Origin of the sequence: Collinsella sp. An2, from assembly GCF_002160065.1 — a bacterium.
GTDB lineage: Bacteria > Actinomycetota > Coriobacteriia > Coriobacteriales > Coriobacteriaceae > Limicola.
In genome coordinates this window covers 225,371-240,584 of sequence record NZ_NFJW01000001.1, presented here as the reverse complement: position 1 = coordinate 240,584, position 15,214 = coordinate 225,371, and the positions used below count along the sequence as shown (strand labels likewise).

Annotated in this window: 14 protein-coding genes and 1 tRNA gene; 5 read left to right on the top strand and 10 right to left on the bottom strand. The window is 64.9% G+C overall.

The features are described 5' to 3' along the window. Positions 1 to 155: 155 nt before the first annotated feature. The 6 genes from B5F33_RS01140 to B5F33_RS01115 all read right to left on the bottom strand — a co-directional run bounded on the left by B5F33_RS01140 (position 156) and on the right by B5F33_RS01115 (position 7,055). A tRNA-Val gene (locus B5F33_RS01140) sits at positions 156 to 231 on the bottom strand. Between the two features lie 233 nt (positions 232 to 464). Continuing rightward, positions 465 to 1,745, bottom strand: coding sequence for an aminotransferase class III-fold pyridoxal phosphate-dependent enzyme (locus tag B5F33_RS01135; RefSeq protein WP_087409951.1), 1,281 nt, complete (start codon positions 1,743 to 1,745; stop codon positions 465 to 467). Between the two features lie 79 nt (positions 1,746 to 1,824). Further along, a complete protein-coding gene (gene argB / locus B5F33_RS01130) occupies positions 1,825 to 2,808 on the bottom strand; it encodes an acetylglutamate kinase (RefSeq protein WP_087409950.1) in 984 nt (327 codons plus the stop codon). A gap of 99 nt (positions 2,809 to 2,907) precedes the next feature. Then, a complete protein-coding gene (gene argJ, locus B5F33_RS01125) occupies positions 2,908 to 4,176 on the bottom strand; it encodes a bifunctional glutamate N-acetyltransferase/amino-acid acetyltransferase ArgJ (protein WP_087409949.1) in 1,269 nt (422 codons plus the stop codon). A gap of 97 nt (positions 4,177 to 4,273) precedes the next feature. Next, positions 4,274 to 5,344 carry an N-acetyl-gamma-glutamyl-phosphate reductase gene (gene argC, locus B5F33_RS01120; protein ID WP_087409948.1) on the bottom strand — a complete coding sequence of 357 codons (1,071 nt, stop codon included), beginning with the start codon at positions 5,342 to 5,344 and terminating at the stop codon, positions 4,274 to 4,276. A 496-nt stretch (positions 5,345 to 5,840) separates the two neighbouring features. Continuing rightward, complete coding sequence (locus B5F33_RS01115; protein WP_087410111.1) at positions 5,841 to 7,055, bottom strand: iron-containing alcohol dehydrogenase; 1,215 nt, start codon at positions 7,053 to 7,055, stop codon at positions 5,841 to 5,843. 443 nt (positions 7,056 to 7,498) lie between these two features. Between B5F33_RS01115 and B5F33_RS01110 the strand changes: the two genes are divergently transcribed. From B5F33_RS01110 to B5F33_RS01090, 5 genes are all read left to right on the top strand, one after another. After that, complete coding sequence (locus tag B5F33_RS01110) at positions 7,499 to 7,891, top strand: NusG domain II-containing protein (RefSeq protein WP_087409947.1); 393 nt, start codon at positions 7,499 to 7,501, stop codon at positions 7,889 to 7,891. 585 nt (positions 7,892 to 8,476) lie between these two features. Next, positions 8,477 to 9,556, top strand: a complete 1,080-nt coding sequence (locus B5F33_RS01105) for a hypothetical protein (RefSeq protein WP_087409946.1) — start codon at positions 8,477 to 8,479, stop codon at positions 9,554 to 9,556. Next, positions 9,556 to 10,632, top strand: coding sequence for a hypothetical protein (locus B5F33_RS01100; RefSeq protein ID WP_087409945.1), 1,077 nt, complete (start codon positions 9,556 to 9,558; stop codon positions 10,630 to 10,632). Before B5F33_RS01105 ends, B5F33_RS01100 begins: the two co-directional genes overlap by 1 nt. Positions 10,633 to 10,745: 113 nt before the next feature. Further along, complete coding sequence (locus B5F33_RS01095) at positions 10,746 to 11,204, top strand: FKBP-type peptidyl-prolyl cis-trans isomerase (protein ID WP_087409944.1); 459 nt, start codon at positions 10,746 to 10,748, stop codon at positions 11,202 to 11,204. Further along, positions 11,197 to 11,982, top strand: a complete 786-nt coding sequence (locus B5F33_RS01090; RefSeq protein ID WP_143757912.1) for a 4Fe-4S binding protein — start codon at positions 11,197 to 11,199, stop codon at positions 11,980 to 11,982. The genes B5F33_RS01095 and B5F33_RS01090 overlap by 8 nt, the downstream gene beginning before the upstream one ends. A 653-nt stretch (positions 11,983 to 12,635) precedes the next feature. Here B5F33_RS01090 and B5F33_RS01085 read toward each other — a convergent pair. Genes B5F33_RS01085 through B5F33_RS01070 form a run of 4 tightly spaced genes read right to left on the bottom strand, consistent with a single transcriptional unit; the run spans position 12,636 to position 15,181 of the window. Then, positions 12,636 to 13,697 carry an S-layer homology domain-containing protein gene (locus B5F33_RS01085; RefSeq protein WP_087409942.1) on the bottom strand — a complete coding sequence of 354 codons (1,062 nt, stop codon included), beginning with the start codon at positions 13,695 to 13,697 and terminating at the stop codon, positions 12,636 to 12,638. Then, positions 13,694 to 13,939, bottom strand: coding sequence for a holin (locus tag B5F33_RS01080; protein ID WP_087409941.1), 246 nt, complete (start codon positions 13,937 to 13,939; stop codon positions 13,694 to 13,696). The genes B5F33_RS01085 and B5F33_RS01080 overlap by 4 nt, the downstream gene beginning before the upstream one ends. Next, on the bottom strand, positions 13,929 to 14,285 hold the full coding sequence (locus B5F33_RS01075) for a hypothetical protein (RefSeq protein WP_087409940.1): 357 nt from the start codon (positions 14,283 to 14,285) through the stop codon (positions 13,929 to 13,931). Before B5F33_RS01075 ends, B5F33_RS01080 begins: the two co-directional genes overlap by 11 nt. Then, complete coding sequence (locus B5F33_RS01070; protein WP_087409939.1) at positions 14,282 to 15,181, bottom strand: alanine-zipper protein; 900 nt, start codon at positions 15,179 to 15,181, stop codon at positions 14,282 to 14,284. The genes B5F33_RS01075 and B5F33_RS01070 overlap by 4 nt, the downstream gene beginning before the upstream one ends. Positions 15,182 to 15,214: the final 33 nt, after the last annotated feature.

Genomic DNA, 15,214 nt, shown 5'->3' with positions numbered 1-15,214 from the left:
CGGCGCCGGACCCGCTGCGGCGCGTCCCGCGCCTTGCGACCCATGCTGGCAAAGTCGCTCACGCGCTTTGCTCACCATGGGGCCCTTACGGGTTCGAGTCCAAGCAAGAACCACAAACAGGAAACGGCCCCGTCGCCGGGGCCGTCACAACCAAGTGGTGGGCGATGAGGGACTCGAACCCCCAGCCTTGTGCGTGTAAAGCACCTGCGCTAACCATTGCGCCAATCGCCCGTGCGGACCAGTATACCGTACGCCGCCGGAAACGCCAGCGGCAGAACGGCCGAGAATCGAAAAGGGCACGGCGGCACATCCGTCACGGCGCGTCATCGGCACCCAGCGGCAAGCCCGTCACAGCGTGCCGCCGGTACCATGCAGCACGCCCGTCACAACATGCCGCCAGCACCAAACACCGCGCGCGCCAAAGCATGCCACCGCCGGCGCCAAACGCCGCGCTGCGCGACACCCTACCCAAGCACGCTCGTCAAGCACGCAACAAGGTCGTCGACGTCCGCGCGCTCGCAGATGAGCGGCGGCAGGAAGCGCAGGGTGTGGGCACCCGTCGCGTTGATCACGAAGCCCGCCTCAAGAGCGCGCGCCACCACGTCATGAGCGTCGCCGGCGGCCTCGTCCAGATCGCAGCCCAGCATGAGGCCCGAGCCGCGGACCTCGGTCACATGCGGCACGGTCGCAAGACGCTCGACCATGTACGCGCCAACCTCCGCCGCATGGGCGGCATAGTCGCCCTGCACCAAGCGCGTGAGCACGGCCTCGGCCGCGGCGACCGCCAGGCAGCTGCCGCCGAAGGTAGAGCCGTGGTCGCCAGGACGAAAGACGTCGGCGATCTCCTGCTTGGCAACAAACGCACCGGCCGGCACGCCGCCGGCGATACCCTTCGCAAGGCTCATGATGTCGGCATGAACATCAAAGAGCTGCACGGCAAAAGGTTTGCCCGGACGGAACAGGCCCGCCTGGACCTCGTCGGAAATAAGCACGCCGCCCACGCCGTGAACCAGATCGTACGCGGCCTGCACGAACTCCTTCGTCAGCGGATGCACGCCGCTCTCGCCCTGAATCGGCTCGAGCATGACGGCGCAAATCTCGCTGCCCAGCTCGTCGAAGATGCGACGCAGTTCATCGACATCGTTAGGAGTGCAAGCCACGAAACCTCCCGGCAGCGGCTTGAAGCTGTCCTGAAGCCGATCCTGCATGGTGGCCGCAATGGTCTCGAGCGTACGCCCGTGGAAGCCGCCGCGCAGGCACACGATGGTGTTGCCTCCGTTGCCGGCGCGATGCGCATAGAGGCGCGCGAGCTTCATGGAGCCCTCGTTGGCCTCGGCGCCCGAGTTGGAGAAGAAAGTCTTCCACACCTGCTCGCCCGGCTTCGGCGCACACGCCGCGGCCACGGCGTCGGCATCGCCGCTGGCAATGGCGTCGGCGACGGCGCGAGCGCCCTCAAGGTCGTCGTTTGCCAGCTTGGAGAGCAGCGCCGCCACCTGGCCGCGGTGCTCGATATAGAAATAGTTGGAAACGTGCACGAGCTTTGCGGCCTGCTCCTGGATCACCTTGGCAACCAGCCCTCCGTGGCCCAGGCAGCACACGCCGATGCCCGCCAAAAAGTCGCGGTAGGTGCGGCCGTCGTCACCGACGAGCTCCATGCCCTCCCCGCCCACAAACTCAACGGGCGAGCGTCCATAGGTATGCATGAGGTAGGTATCTTCCAGGGCCTTTTGTTGTGCGAGCGACATGGTGGGACCTTTCTTGTTCAAATGGAAATGAGCGTGGTCGTGAAGGGAGCCGCCTGCTCACAGGCGACCGGGGTCTCCGTTACAGAGCCTCGACGTCGTCAAGCGCGCCGTCGATGTTCTCGGTAAGGCGCGACGCAAACGTGCCAAGCGGATGCGGGCTCCAATCGTGTTCGTACGCCTCGGTGGTGGAGTGCATCACCGTACCGACACCGGCGTTGGTGAGCAGCTCCAGCAACAGCGAATGCGGCGTGGTGCCGTTGATGATGTGCGCACGGTACACGCCGCCGCGCAGCGCCGTGATGCACGACTGCAGCTTGGGAATCATGCCCTTTGCCACGTCACCGCTGGCAAGCATGGCCTCGGTCTCCTCAAGCGTCAGGTTGGAGATGAGCGAGTCCTTGTCGGAGAAGTCCTCGTACAGACCGTCAACATCGGTGAGGAACATGACCTTGTGCGCGTGAACCGCCGCAGCGATATGCCCCGCCGCGACGTCGGCGTTGATGTTATAGAACCCGCCGTCCTCACCCTGGGCGACCGTTGCCACCACAGGAATATACTCGTTGTCCATAAGGCTCTCGAGATAGTCGGCGTTGATGCGCGAGATTTTACCGACGCGCCCCAGGGCAGGGTCGAGCTGCTCGGCCATGATGGTGCCCGCGTCTCCGCCCGACACGCCCACCGCCACGTTTCCGTGCTGGTTCAGGGCCGCCACGAGCTCCTGGTTCACTTTGCCGCCCAGCACCTCGCGCACGATGTCCATGATCTCGGGCGTGGTCACACGCTGGCCGTTTTTGAACTCGACGGGCAGGTCGTAGTGGGAAAGCGCCTCGTTGATGGCCGCGCCGCCGCCGTGCACCAGCACGAGCTTCACGCCGATGATCTTCAGCAGCAGAATATCACCCATGACGTCGGCACGGAGCTTCTCGTCGACCATGGCAGACCCGCCGTACTTGATGACGACCGTCTTGCCGGTGAGGTTCTTAATCCAGGGAAGCGCCTCGAACAGCAGCTTTGCTGTCTTTTCGTTAGAAAGCGAGGGGCGTGAGTCGCGTGCGTACTTCATGGGTATGTCCTGTCTCCGCCTGATCGGCGGCTCCAGGGGACGGGCTCTAAGCCCAGGCAGGCGCGGCGCGAGGCAGCTCCCCGTCGCCGCGCGACCCGGCTACGAGCGATAGTCCCCGTTGATGCTTACATAGTCATGGGTGAGGTCGCAAGTCCACACCGTGGCGGATCCGTCGCCGGCACCCAGGTCGGCGGTGATGATGATCTCGGGCGCCTCGAAGCGACGCAGCGCCTCGTCCTCGTCAAACGGGACGGTGAGGCCGCCGCGGCACACCGGGATGTCCATGATGTCGATAGAGACGTCGCGCTGGTCGAAGGCGACGCCGCACTTGCCGAGCGCCATGGCAATACGGCCCCAGTTGCAGTCGCGGCCGGCGATGGCGGTCTTTACGAGCGGAGAGTTCGCCACCGCGCGGGCGGCGGTGTCGGCGTCCTCGTCGCTGGGGGCACCCGTGACGTTTACCGTCACAAGGCGCGATGCTCCCTCGCCGTCCGAGGCGATGGCGCGTGCCAGGGCCTCGCACACGATCCGCACGGCGCGCTCAAGCTCTTCGTAGGCGTCGGTTCCCTCCTGAATGGGCTGCACGCCGGGAGCGGCGGCACCGGAGGCCATCATGATGCAGGTGTCGTTGGTGGAGGTGTCGGAGTCCACCGTGACCTTGTTGAAGGTCTTCGCCACGACGCCGGAAAGTAGCCCGTGCAGCGTCTCGGGCTCCACGGGGGCGTCGGTGGTGATGCAGCAGATCATCGTGGCCATGTTGGGCATGATCATGCCGGAGCCCTTGCACATACCGCCCACGGTGAAGGTGCTGCCCACGTATTCCAGGGTCTCCGTCTCGTAGGAGACGGCGTACTCCTTGGGATGCGTGTCCGTGGTCATGATGGCGCGTGCGGCCGCGGCGCCGCCGGAGCGCGACAGCTCGTCGCACGCCTGCGGGATGCCGGTCTCGAACGACCCGATGGGCAGGGGCACGCCGATCACGCCGGTCGACGCCACGAGCACCTGGTTGTGCTCGCAGGCGAGCACCTGGGACGCGATGTCGCAGGTCTCGCGCGCAACGGAGAGGCCCTCCTCGCCCGTGGCGGCGTTCGCGTTGCCCGAGTTCACCACAAGCCCGCGCACCATGCCGCAGCCACCCTCACCCAGGTTCTCACGGCACACGGTGACGGGTGCAGCGCAGAAGCGGTTGGTGGTGAAGACGCCCGCACCCGCGCACAGCTCGTCCGCGACGACCATGGCCATGTCCAGGCGCTCGGGATTCTTGCGGAAGCCCGCGTGCACGCCGGCAGCCTTGAAGCCCTTGGCGCTCGTCACGCCGCCGTCCGGCACAGAACGAACCGTCGCATCGAAACGATTGATGTCAATCATGGTTTCCCCCTATTGTTTGGGGCCTGCCGCCCCACAAAAGCCAGTGCGTCCAGTGTACCGAGCAACGCGCCCGGCCACAATGGCACCGCCGCCCGCGTTACACGGGAAGAGCGATGCCCGGCAGGCCTCGTCGCTCGTCCATGCCGAAGACGACGTTGGCGCACTGGATCGCCTGGCCCGCGGCGCCCTTGCACAGGTTGTCGATGGCGCCCATGGCCACAAGCACACCGGCCTGGGGATTAACGGCAAGCCCCACCTGGCATGCGTTCGAGCCGGCAACAGAGGAGGTCTTGGGGGTCGCCCCCGCGTCGAGCACGCGCACGAAGTCGCGGCCCTCGTAGAAGGAACGATAGGCCTCGACGGCGGCCTCGGCCGTAAGGTCATGTGCCGCCTCGGGTGTAAGCGGCAGGGTGACGGTGGAGTGCAGGCCGCGCTTGAGCGGCGCGAGGTGCGGGGTAAACACGACGCGACCAGCAAGGCCCAGAATCTGCTCGATCTCGGGCGTGTGGCGATGACGGCACACGTTATAGGCCTCGACGTTCTCGTCGGCGCTGCAGAAATGCGTGCGCGCGTTGCAGGACTTGCCAGCACCCGTCACGCCCGAGATGGCATCCACCACCACGGGGCCCGTGGGCGACACCCAGCCCATGCGCACCGCGGGGGCGGCGGCAAGCGATGTTGCCGTGGGATAGCAGCCAGCACAGGCCACAAGCACCGCCTCGCCTGCTACGTGCCGGGCGGCTGCACGGGCAAGATCCTCGCCGAAGAGCTCGGGCAGGCCGAACGCGCGCGTCTCAAGCAGCTCGGGAGAGGTGTGCTCAACGCCGTACCACTGCTGGTAGACCGCAGGATCGGACAGGCGGTAGTCCGCCGAGAGGTCGATGACGGTTACCCCCGCCTCCAGAAGCCCCGGCGCCGCCGCGAGGGCCGCCGTGTGGGGAACGGCTAGAAAGACCGCATCAAGCTCCTTCAGGGCGGGATCGTCGTGCGTGGAGAAGACCAGGTCGCTCACGCCGCAGAAGGCGGGATACACCGAGGAAAGCGCCTGGCCGGCGTCGGCGTTCGAGGTGATGACCTTGAGCTCGAAATCCGGATGGGCAACGAGCAGGCGCACAAGCTCCGCCCCTGCGTAGCCTGCCGCTCCGACGACTCCCACCTTGATGGCCATACCAACCACTTCCCCGTTCTGTCCCGGCCCCACCGGGACCAATCCGTTCCACGCGGGCGGCACGTGTCGCACCGTCCGCATATGCATACATCAAACTGCATGCAAAGCTTCCAAATATGTAGCAGGTCGAGAGAATAGCACGTTTCTACTCATTGGTATGCACATTCATGAACTTGTAATACAGGTTTGTGAAACTCCCGTTGAAATATCTGCACGAGGTGTCCTCGCGAGGCACCTTCGCATGGATGAAACTTCGGTGCAAAACGTGAATATGGGTGCAACTCAGCACGAAAAATGGCTGTTTGAGCCGATATTCCGTGCCAGGCTGCATCCATTTTCAGAAATTGCACCGAACGCGCCTCTCCCTCCGCATCTCCCACACAAGAAAGGAGGCCCCGAAGGGCCTCCCAAAAGGTGCTTACTGCAAAAGCCGCGGCACAACCGCTCCGGCGTGCATCGCCGGGCGCGGACGCGCGGGCACAAAGCGAAACGTTGCTTAGAAGTCCACGTCGACGTCGTTGTAGACGCACTCGAGCAGCTTTTCCATGTCCTCCTGCGTGGGCTGGCGCGGGTTGGAGAGCGTGCAAGCGTCGAGGATGGCGTTGGCCGCGACGTCGTGCTTTTTGGCCTCGAACTCCTCGTAATCGATAATGGACTCGTCGGCCTTCACGCCGCCCTTGCCGTAGTTCTTGATGCCCTGCGGGATGTTGAGCTTGTCGTTGAGGTCGCGGATCTCCTGCACGAGCGCAGCCACGAGCTCGTCCTCGGTCTCGCCCGCGAGGTGCAGGACCTCCTTGGCGATGTAGGCATAGCGGCTCTTGGCGCGGGCGTCCTTGCTGTTGTACTGGATGACCTTGCCAAGGTACATGGCGTTCGCGCAACCATGGATGATGTGGTCGCCCGTGAAGGCGGCGCCGGTCTTGTGCGCCATGGAGTGCACGATGCCCAGCAGGCCGCTCGAGAAGGCGATGCCGGCGATGCACTGGGCCTCGTGCATGTGCTGGCGAGCCTCATGGTCGCCGGTGTAGGACTTGGGCAGCCACTCGACGATCTCGCGGATGGCGTGCAGCGCGTTGGCGTCGGTGAACATGGAGCCCGCGGTGGAGACGTAGGCCTCGATGGCGTGGGTCAGCGCGTCCATACCGGTGTGCGCGCAGAGCTTCTGCGGCATGGTGTAGGTGAGCTCGGGGTCGACGATAGCCACGTCGGGCGTGATGTTGAAGTCGGCGAGCGGGTACTTGATGCCCTTCTCGTAGTCGGTGATGACGGAGAACGCCGTGACCTCGGTCGCGGTGCCGGAGGTCGAAGCGATGGCACAGAACTTCGCCTTGGTGCGCAGCTCGGGGAAGCTGAACGGCTTCACGGCATCCTCGAACTTCTCGTCGGGATACTCATAGAAGAGCCACATGGCCTTGGCCGCGTCGATCGGCGAGCCGCCGCCAATGCCGATGATCCAGTCGGGCTGGAAGTCCTGCATGGCCTTGGCGCCGCGCATCACGGTGTCGACCGACGGGTCGGACTCGACGCCCTCGAAGATCTGTACCTCAAAGCCGGCTTCCTTGAGGTCGGCCTCGACGTCCTGCAAAAAGCCGCCGCGGCGCATGGAACCGCCGCCGGTGACGATCATGGCACGGGAGCCCTTGAGGTTCTTGACCTCGTGACGAGCGCCCTCACCAAAATACAGGTCGCGAGGATTGGTAAAACGTCCCATGTGTGCCTCCAAAACACGAGCCCTTGCGGGCATGCTGAACGAAGCCCCCTCCGGGCCTCGTACGGACCTTGCATGCACCTCGTCGGACGGGGCGCCGCGACGGGCGACACATCGAACGACGGGTGGATACCGTGGCGATACGGCGCCTCCCCGCCTCGTCACATATCGGTTTCAACGTACCGCGCCCATGCAAGATCTATTCGTTCGATTCGGTCGATGGCCTCAAAGCACCGCTCAACGTGTACCGACCCCTCGTGCAGGCGCGGGCACCGCACCGATGAGCAGGTGTGACTGGAACGCTGCCCGCGGAAAGCACACAGCTCTGGCCCCGCGGCGACGCGACCTGCACACAAGAGCCCCTGTTCGCTCGGCGTGTCGGACGCTATCATGTCGAACAGCAAACGCCGGCCGGCGGCGCGACACGCTACACCCAGGGAGGAACCATGGCACAGCTGAAAACGGGCGATCGCGTTCTCGCGGTGATCGTTGCCATCGCGCTCGTTGTCGCCGCGGCGTGGTTCGCCTGGAGCGCCGCCTTCCCCGTCGACGACGACGGAGCGGTCGTGGTGTGCCAAACCAAAGACGGCTTCCGCCGCGTCGACCCGCTCTCATCGTCTGTCGAATACACCGTGGTCACCGGCACCGAACCCGACGAAGGCCACAACACCGTGGTCATCGGCGGCGGGACGGTCGACGTGACGGCGGCGGACTGCTCGAACCAGGTGTGCGTCGACCACGATCCCATCTCGCAGGTGGGAGAGCAGATCGTCTGCCTGCCGCACGGTATGGTGATCGAGATCGTCGCTAACGAAGACGACGCGACCTCGCTCGTATAGGGCTCTCGGGGCTCGTCGCTCGTCTGCCCTAAGGAAGCACTGAATGTGGGCCTTCGCGGCGGCCATCAATGCACGCTCGCTTCGGAAAAGGGCGTCCCTTTCCGGAACCGCCGTGTAGGCCCTTAAGCCCTGAGCCATCTACCAGGGGTTCTGTCCGTCGGACATCCTGGTCTACTCGGCAAGTCGCGTTTCGGACGCCCTTTTCCGAAGCGAGTGTGCACGAGGGGATGCAAGGAGGCTGTAATCGGCGTTTTCCTAAAGCCCGCCTTCCCCGGCGGGCTCTCGCGCCTAAACCCCCTCGACGTCGGGATCTCCAGCCATGCACGAGCTCCCTCGGCGTCGAAAGCCTATCCGCGCCGGAAATCCACCGTCACCGGAGCCTTACCCGTGTCTGGGCCCCGTCGGCGCCGGAGCTGCAAGCTATGTGATTCTCGCCGGCAAGCAAGCGGCGCCCGCGACCTCTGTCCGCTTGCCGGGGTACACTGTTGGGATATCAAAGACGGTCCGCTTCGTCCGAATGCCGAGGCGGCCCACATGCCGGACAGGACTGTCCGACGCACCATTCGACTCTGGGGAGGAGGAGTCATGGCGTTCGACCCCATCCAAGAGGACTGCCACCGGCTCGTCCTTGAAGCGATGCGCCGTGAGCGCATCTATCCGCTCGACAACGCGATCTTCATCGAGAAGACCATGGAGACGTTCCAGGACAACCCGTCGAGCCTGATCGTAACCGACCGCGACCGGTCGTTTCACCTGGTAACAAGGGCAACCGAGATCATCGATTACCGCGTGCCACTCATCGTTGACGACGCCGCGGCCGAGGAGGAGACCGCCAAGGCAGAGCACGAGCTTGAGGAGGCCAGCAGCCTGGATCCCGCCAACTGGGACGCAAAGCGCATGCTCGCCGCCTTGGAATCGGAATCGAACACCGCGTATGTCGAGTACCTGTTGGCGCACCGCGACGAGGTGCGCCGCGACTACGAGCAAGCCGTGGAGAACGCATCGGACCCCTACAGCCGCGAGTATGCCGGCGACCTTGCGCGTCGCCCCTACCTGCGCTGGCTGGCGGCCCTGTCGTCTCGCGCGCTCATCGCCGGCCGCTACAAGCTGTCGCTTTCGACCGCGGAGGAGAGCCTGGCCATCGCGCCCGACGACCCCGCCGACGTGCGCCTGACCGCGCTGCTCGCCCTGGCGAAGCTCGAGTGCAGCCGGGATGACCTCAAGCGCTTCCGCGGCCAGCATGCAACCTCGTTCCTGCCGCCGGTGCAGCTGCGCCGCCGGCATCACCTTGCCGAGAAGACGCCGGACGCCTGGACGCTTCTCGCCGAGCTGGCGATCGCCTATCACGAACTCGATCTTACCGGGGCGACGCGCGTGCTTCGCACCATTCTGCGCAGCTACCCGCGCGCAGCGAGCGCCCTCTACTTCCAGGCCGAGTTCCCCGACGGCGTGTATGCCCGCGTGCACGTGACGCCCGGCAGCGAAGACGAGCTCATCCTGGCCATCAGCGAAGCGACGCCTCTGCTGCAGGAGGGCATGGGCTCCCCCACCAACGCAAGCTTTGCCACGTGGGTTGCCACGCACGAGCTTGTACGCGAGGCGCTGGAGCACCAGACCTCCCACACCGAAACCACGTCGTCGTCGCGTATGGATGGTGAGAACTGATGGACCCGTCCAGCTATGTGCCCGCCTACCTGGAGCGCTCCTACCTTGCCGAGCATCCCGACTTGACGCCGGCTGCGCGCGAGCTTGTGCACGACGACGTGTGGCAGCGCCCCGAGAAGTACGCAACGACCCCGCACGCCCAGGCGCTTTTGGCCTATGCTCACACCCATGCGCACCTCATGTCCGAGCTCAACCGCATGGCCGACCTTCCCGACGAGGAGTTCGAACGCAAGCGGGGCCAGCTGTTCGACGAGACGCGCCTTGCGCTGTATAAGATCGCCCAGACCGACCACCTGGTGGTGGATGCGCACCTGGTCGGCGCCATGCTTGCCGACACACCGCTCGACGCATGCATCAGCGACCTCATGAAAATCGAGGCGCGCACCCGCGAGCATCTCGAGAACTCAGGGTGCGGATTCGATATCGACGCCCCGGGCTTCTGGACCGCAGAGGCTCTAAACTCCACCGGCCTGACCGAGGCGCAGCTTACGCAAAGCGACCCCATGGCCATAGGCTGGCTCCATACGCTCGAGGCCATCTCGCAGCTCTGCCTGGCGACCGCCCGCTACAAGGCGGCTGCATCCTATGCGCGCTGCGTGATGAGGGCGCAGGGCTACCCCAGCCACGCCGAGGGCACCGTGATGCTCGCACTGGCGCGCCTGGAGGACGAGGACGGCTTCTTCTCCTTCGTTCGCGAGTTGGGGTCGCCCGAAAACACCGCAGAAGGCAGCGCGCCGGAGGCGTCCGGCCAGGTCTCCGTGGACGACTCGCCCTGGTTCTTGCTCGCTCGCACCTTGCTGTTGTTCAAGGCAGGCCGCGAGCGACCGGCGCGGCGAGCCCTGCGCGACTTCTCCGAACGCTGTGAGGGCGGAGCATTCTTCCTGCTCAACCCCACCTATATCGACCCCTACCTGCCGGTTCGCCCCCAGGTGCGCGAACCGTGGGAGCTCACCCACCAAGCGGTGTGGGAGGCGGAAGGCGCTGTTTACGACACACCCGACTTCGTTCCCTGGGCCGAGACGGTCGAAGGCATCTATGAGGCATCTGAGGCGTTTGCCGAGCGTCACGGCTTCTAGCGGCCGCGACCGCGGGACCACCTTGCATCGATGCGTTATAGTAACTGCGGCATATCCCTTTGCCGCCGCCACGTACCTGCGGGCCTGGCGGCGTCGCACGACAAGGAGCATTCGTGGCGAACTTCTCTCTCAAACAGAAAGTATGTGTCCACTACACCGGCAGCTTTGACGACGGGGAGGTCTTTGACACCACCATCGGTCGCACGCCGCTCACCTATATCGAGAACAACCACGAGGTGATTCCTGGCTTCGAGGCAGCCGTGAGCACCATGGAGCCGGGCGACAAGAAGAAGGTCCGCCTGGAGCCCAAAGATGCCTACGGCGAGCCAAACCCGGCGCTGCTCTACCAGATGCCCACGGTCGACATTCCCAACTACGACGACCTGGTAGTGGGCGAGATGATCTATCTCATGAACGAGCAGGGCTACCAGCAGCTTGCCCGCGTGGTGAAGGTCGAAGACGACGGCATGACGGTCTTTGACTTCAACCATCCCATGGCAGGCATGCCGCTCAACTTCGAGCTCGAGCTGCTGTCGCGCGAGCCCTATACGGGAGATGACGAGAATGCATAAGGCCCAGCAGGGCATTTGCTGCCCGGGATGCCCCCATCGAGCCGCCTACGTCACGGTCAAGGATGCCGTGGGACGCGGGCGCGGCAAGGTGTTTTGCGGCGATGCGGGCTGTCCAGCAGTCGGAGAGGTGCATCCCGCAGCAACCACCTGCCCCGGCGGCATGGCTCGTCTGCTGCCACGCTATGCGCAGGCCATTCCCGGAAAAGACGAGGCGCGGCCTAAGGTCTGCGTGCATTTTATACGCGACGAGCAGCTTGTTGCTGCGTGTGGCGACGATGGGATCTCCGCGCCGCTCGACCACCTTGCCTCCGAGGGCGAGATCGTGCTGCCGTGCATACTGGCATCTAGCAAGGGCTATCTCGACAACGAGGGCATCAAGCGTCTGGCAGAGCTTGCCGAGCAGGCGGGCGCCGCAGACGTCACCGTTATGGATCCCTTCGACACCCGCGGATGCCAGGACATCATCCGCGACATGGCGGAAGTACCCGGCGTGCACGCCATAATCTTCGCATCGCCCTGCGCACTGCTGCAGACCGCTCATCCTGCAGAGCCTGCGGAAGTCGACCATTATTCCTGCGTGGGCTGCCAGCGCTGCGTGCAGATCACCGGATGCCCGGCGCTCTCGTTCCAGCCGCCGAGCGCCGTAATCGATGCAGATGCCTGCAGCGGATGCGACCTCTGTGCAGACTATTGTCGCACGCACGTGATTCTCTCACCGTGTGCACGCATGACCCCAGAAGAGCGCCGCGCTGCACGATACGCTGCTGTTCGCGGCTAGGCGAGGCCAAGCGGGCGCGTTGCGCTGAGGGACGTTCACCGGCGGGGCTGTAGTCCAGCGACTGCCATTGACCATCTTTTTGCAAAAGTAGACCAGCAACTCAAAAAGTAGACCAGCAACTATATTTGACTAACAATTGGCCTGATTTTTCGGCTTTTCTTAGTCAAAGGTAGTTGCTGGACTAAGTTTGGGATGATGAGGCGGTCGCACGACGGACAACCTCGGCGGAGCGATGATGAGGTAGCCGCGCGATGGACGACCTCGACGGTGAGGTGACGCGACGGCCGTGCAACAGTCGACGACGGCGCGGTGATGAGGCGAGCACATCGATTGGCATCGGAGTGGTGATGATGAGGCGCCAGCAACGCTCGCCTTCGATGCAAAGCAAAACGAACCCGCAAGAGTAAACGTCTCGCGGGTTCGCACGGTTGAGCAATGGTGCACCGGGCAAGAGATTACCCGAACCCACCGTGATTACGATTTCAGGGGGATTCTGCATAGTCATCTCCCTGAAGGCCGCATGAGCGCGGCAGCCCCAGCGCACCCATCCGGCATTGGTTCCAGCGCCATATATATTAGTGTAGAAAAACGGCCCCTCGCAAGGGGCCGTTCCATTCAGGCGGGTGACAGCTTGCTAAGGCCCGCCGTGATGGCTAGAGGAGGTTGGCGAGCATCGCGGCCGCCTCGGCGCGCGTGCACGGCTGGTTGGGGTTGAGCTTCCCTCCGGAACCGGAGATGACGCCCTGCTCGACGGCCCATGCCACTGCCTCCTGCGCCCACTCGGGCACCTCGGGCCAGTCGGGGTAGCCCGTGGGCTGGCCGACGCTCTCGCCGTGCTGCCAGTTGCAGAGCATGACGCACATCTCGGCCCTCGTGGCGGCATCGTCCGGGCGGAAGTTCTCCTGCTCGGAGACGATGCCCTCCTGCACCGCCCAGCACACCGCGGTGTAGTAGTAGGGCGATGGCGCCACGTCCTTGAACGGCTCGAGGATCTCGGTGAGGTCCGCGCGCGCAGCGTTGGAGATGGCGCACACGGCCTGCCCGCGGGTGATGTGGTCCGTGGGGCCGAAGTGCGCGGAGTCGTAGCCGGACATGTAGCCCTGGAGCACGCACTCCTCGATGGCCGAGACGTACCATGCGTTCGGGTCGAGGTCTTGGAAGCCCTTGAGCGCGTCCGGCAGGGGCGTCGCGGGCTCCTCCGGCTCGGGCTGGATGGCGCCGGTCATCACGTCGTACCAGTGCTGGGCGCGCTGGATGTAGGCGTCCTTCTGGCTGCCGTAGATCTGGCCCGGGCACGATGTTGGCGAGAAGTGCTTGTGCGGGTAGACGTTGACGAGCCACTCCGGGCGGCCGAGGCCGTACATCTTGCATAGCGCGGCCACGAGGTGCGCTCCGGTGTCGAGGCACGTCTCCGTGATGGTGCCGTCGCTCAGGTTGGCGTGCTCGATGCCGATGCTGCGCTGGTTCTGGCTGAAGACTCCGCAGTGCCACGCGGTGTCGCGGTCCCAGACGAGCTGGCCGACGCGGCCGTTGCTCTCCACCTGATAGTGTGCGGATGCCTCGCGGTTCTGCCACACGCTGAAGCAGCCCTCGCACGTCAGGTTGCCCGCGTTGTAGTGCACCACGATCTTATCGACCTGATGCCCGCCGCGCCCCTCGGTGAAGTGCTTGCTCAGGATGAGGTTGACATCGGCCTCGCAGGTCTCGAAGTTCATTCCTTCGCCCCCTTCGCGAGCTTGGGCAGGCTCTCGCCCTCCTGCACCTCGGGCACTCCGGCGATGCTGGTGAGCACCGAGAGCACGAAGGCCGTGGCCGAGACTGCCGCGATCTGCGTCCAGTCGAGCGATGTGATGGCCACCATCTCCGTTCCGATGAGGGCCACGGCCGTCTGGCATGCGGTCTTGAGCGCGCGCACGAGCGCCGCCACGAGCCAGTAGATGACCTTGCTACCGTCCATTTCCTTCTCCCTTCTGGCCGCCCACGTAGGCGGCCTGCAATTCCTGATGCACGTGGGTTCCGGTCCCGTTGCCCCCGAGCGAGTGATAGACGCGGTAAACCTCGTCCTCACGCTCCTTCTCCTCGTAGGGCATAGGCTCGCCCTCGACCACGTAGCGCCGGTGCATCTCGTAGAGCTCTCGGCGCATCATCTCGCGCATGCCCATGCACAGGGCCTTGTGCTCGGCCTCCTTCGCGGCATCCCTGTCGCGCTCGCGCTTCAGCGAGGCCTTTAGGGAGCCGGCGAGGGCGCCAATCACGAGCGTCATCACCGGCGCCACTACGTAGCCCAGAATCTGCTCGATCAAGACTCGAGCACCCACCACTCGTCAGCCCCGGGCACGGATGTGTTGCCCACTCGCTTGCTCACGTAGATGGGGCCTTCGGCGTCCGGGTAGTGCGCCTTCTCGCCGAGGGTGAAGCTGTCCTCCGCGCAGGTCGGCTGGTGCCAGATGCGGATTCCGTCAGGAGCGAGGTCGATGAGCGTGTAGAGCGACTCCATCCCGGGGCCGGGCTGGTATGTCGTGGAGGTCTGCGCGTCGATGTCCTTGGCCATGCGGTAGTACTTCTCGTCCCAGCGACGAGTGAGGCCCTTGCCGTATGCGGTGCCGGGCACGAAGTCCTCGATGAGCTCGCGAACGTCCGCGACCTGCTGGTTGGTGAGGACCGTCGCGTTGACGTACATGGCGGATGCGGCGCGCACGCTCGGCGAGGTGCCGGCCTGCTCAGCGATGCTCTTGGCCTCGGCCGCCTGCTCCTTGGCCTCCGTAGCTGATGCTGCGGCGCCGTCTGCCTTGGTGGAGTACTGCTCGGCGGCCTTCTTGGCCTCCTCGGCCTGAGACTTCGCCTCGTCGGCCTTCGCCTTGGCGTCATCCGCCTGGGTCTTCGCCTCGGTGGCGGCCGTGGCGGACTGCTCGGCCTTGGCGCTCGCGGCGTCCACCTTCTGCGTGAGCTGCTCGATGGCCGCGGCCGTGGTGTCATCCATGGTCTTCACCGCGCGCATGCGGATGATCTCGCCCTCGCGCTTGATGTAGTCCACGGAGTAGCCCACGAAGGCCTCCACCTCCGTGCCATCGTCATCGGTCACCGCGAGCAGCTGGCCGTCGAGCGCAGCGACCTCCTTCACCGTGGTCTCCGCCAGCTCGAACTGGGCGGCGTCCTCGGTGGAGCTGTAGCCGGTCAGCCTGATTCCGTTGAGTAGCATTTCTCTCCCTTCGCTTGGGAACGTCTGAGCGAA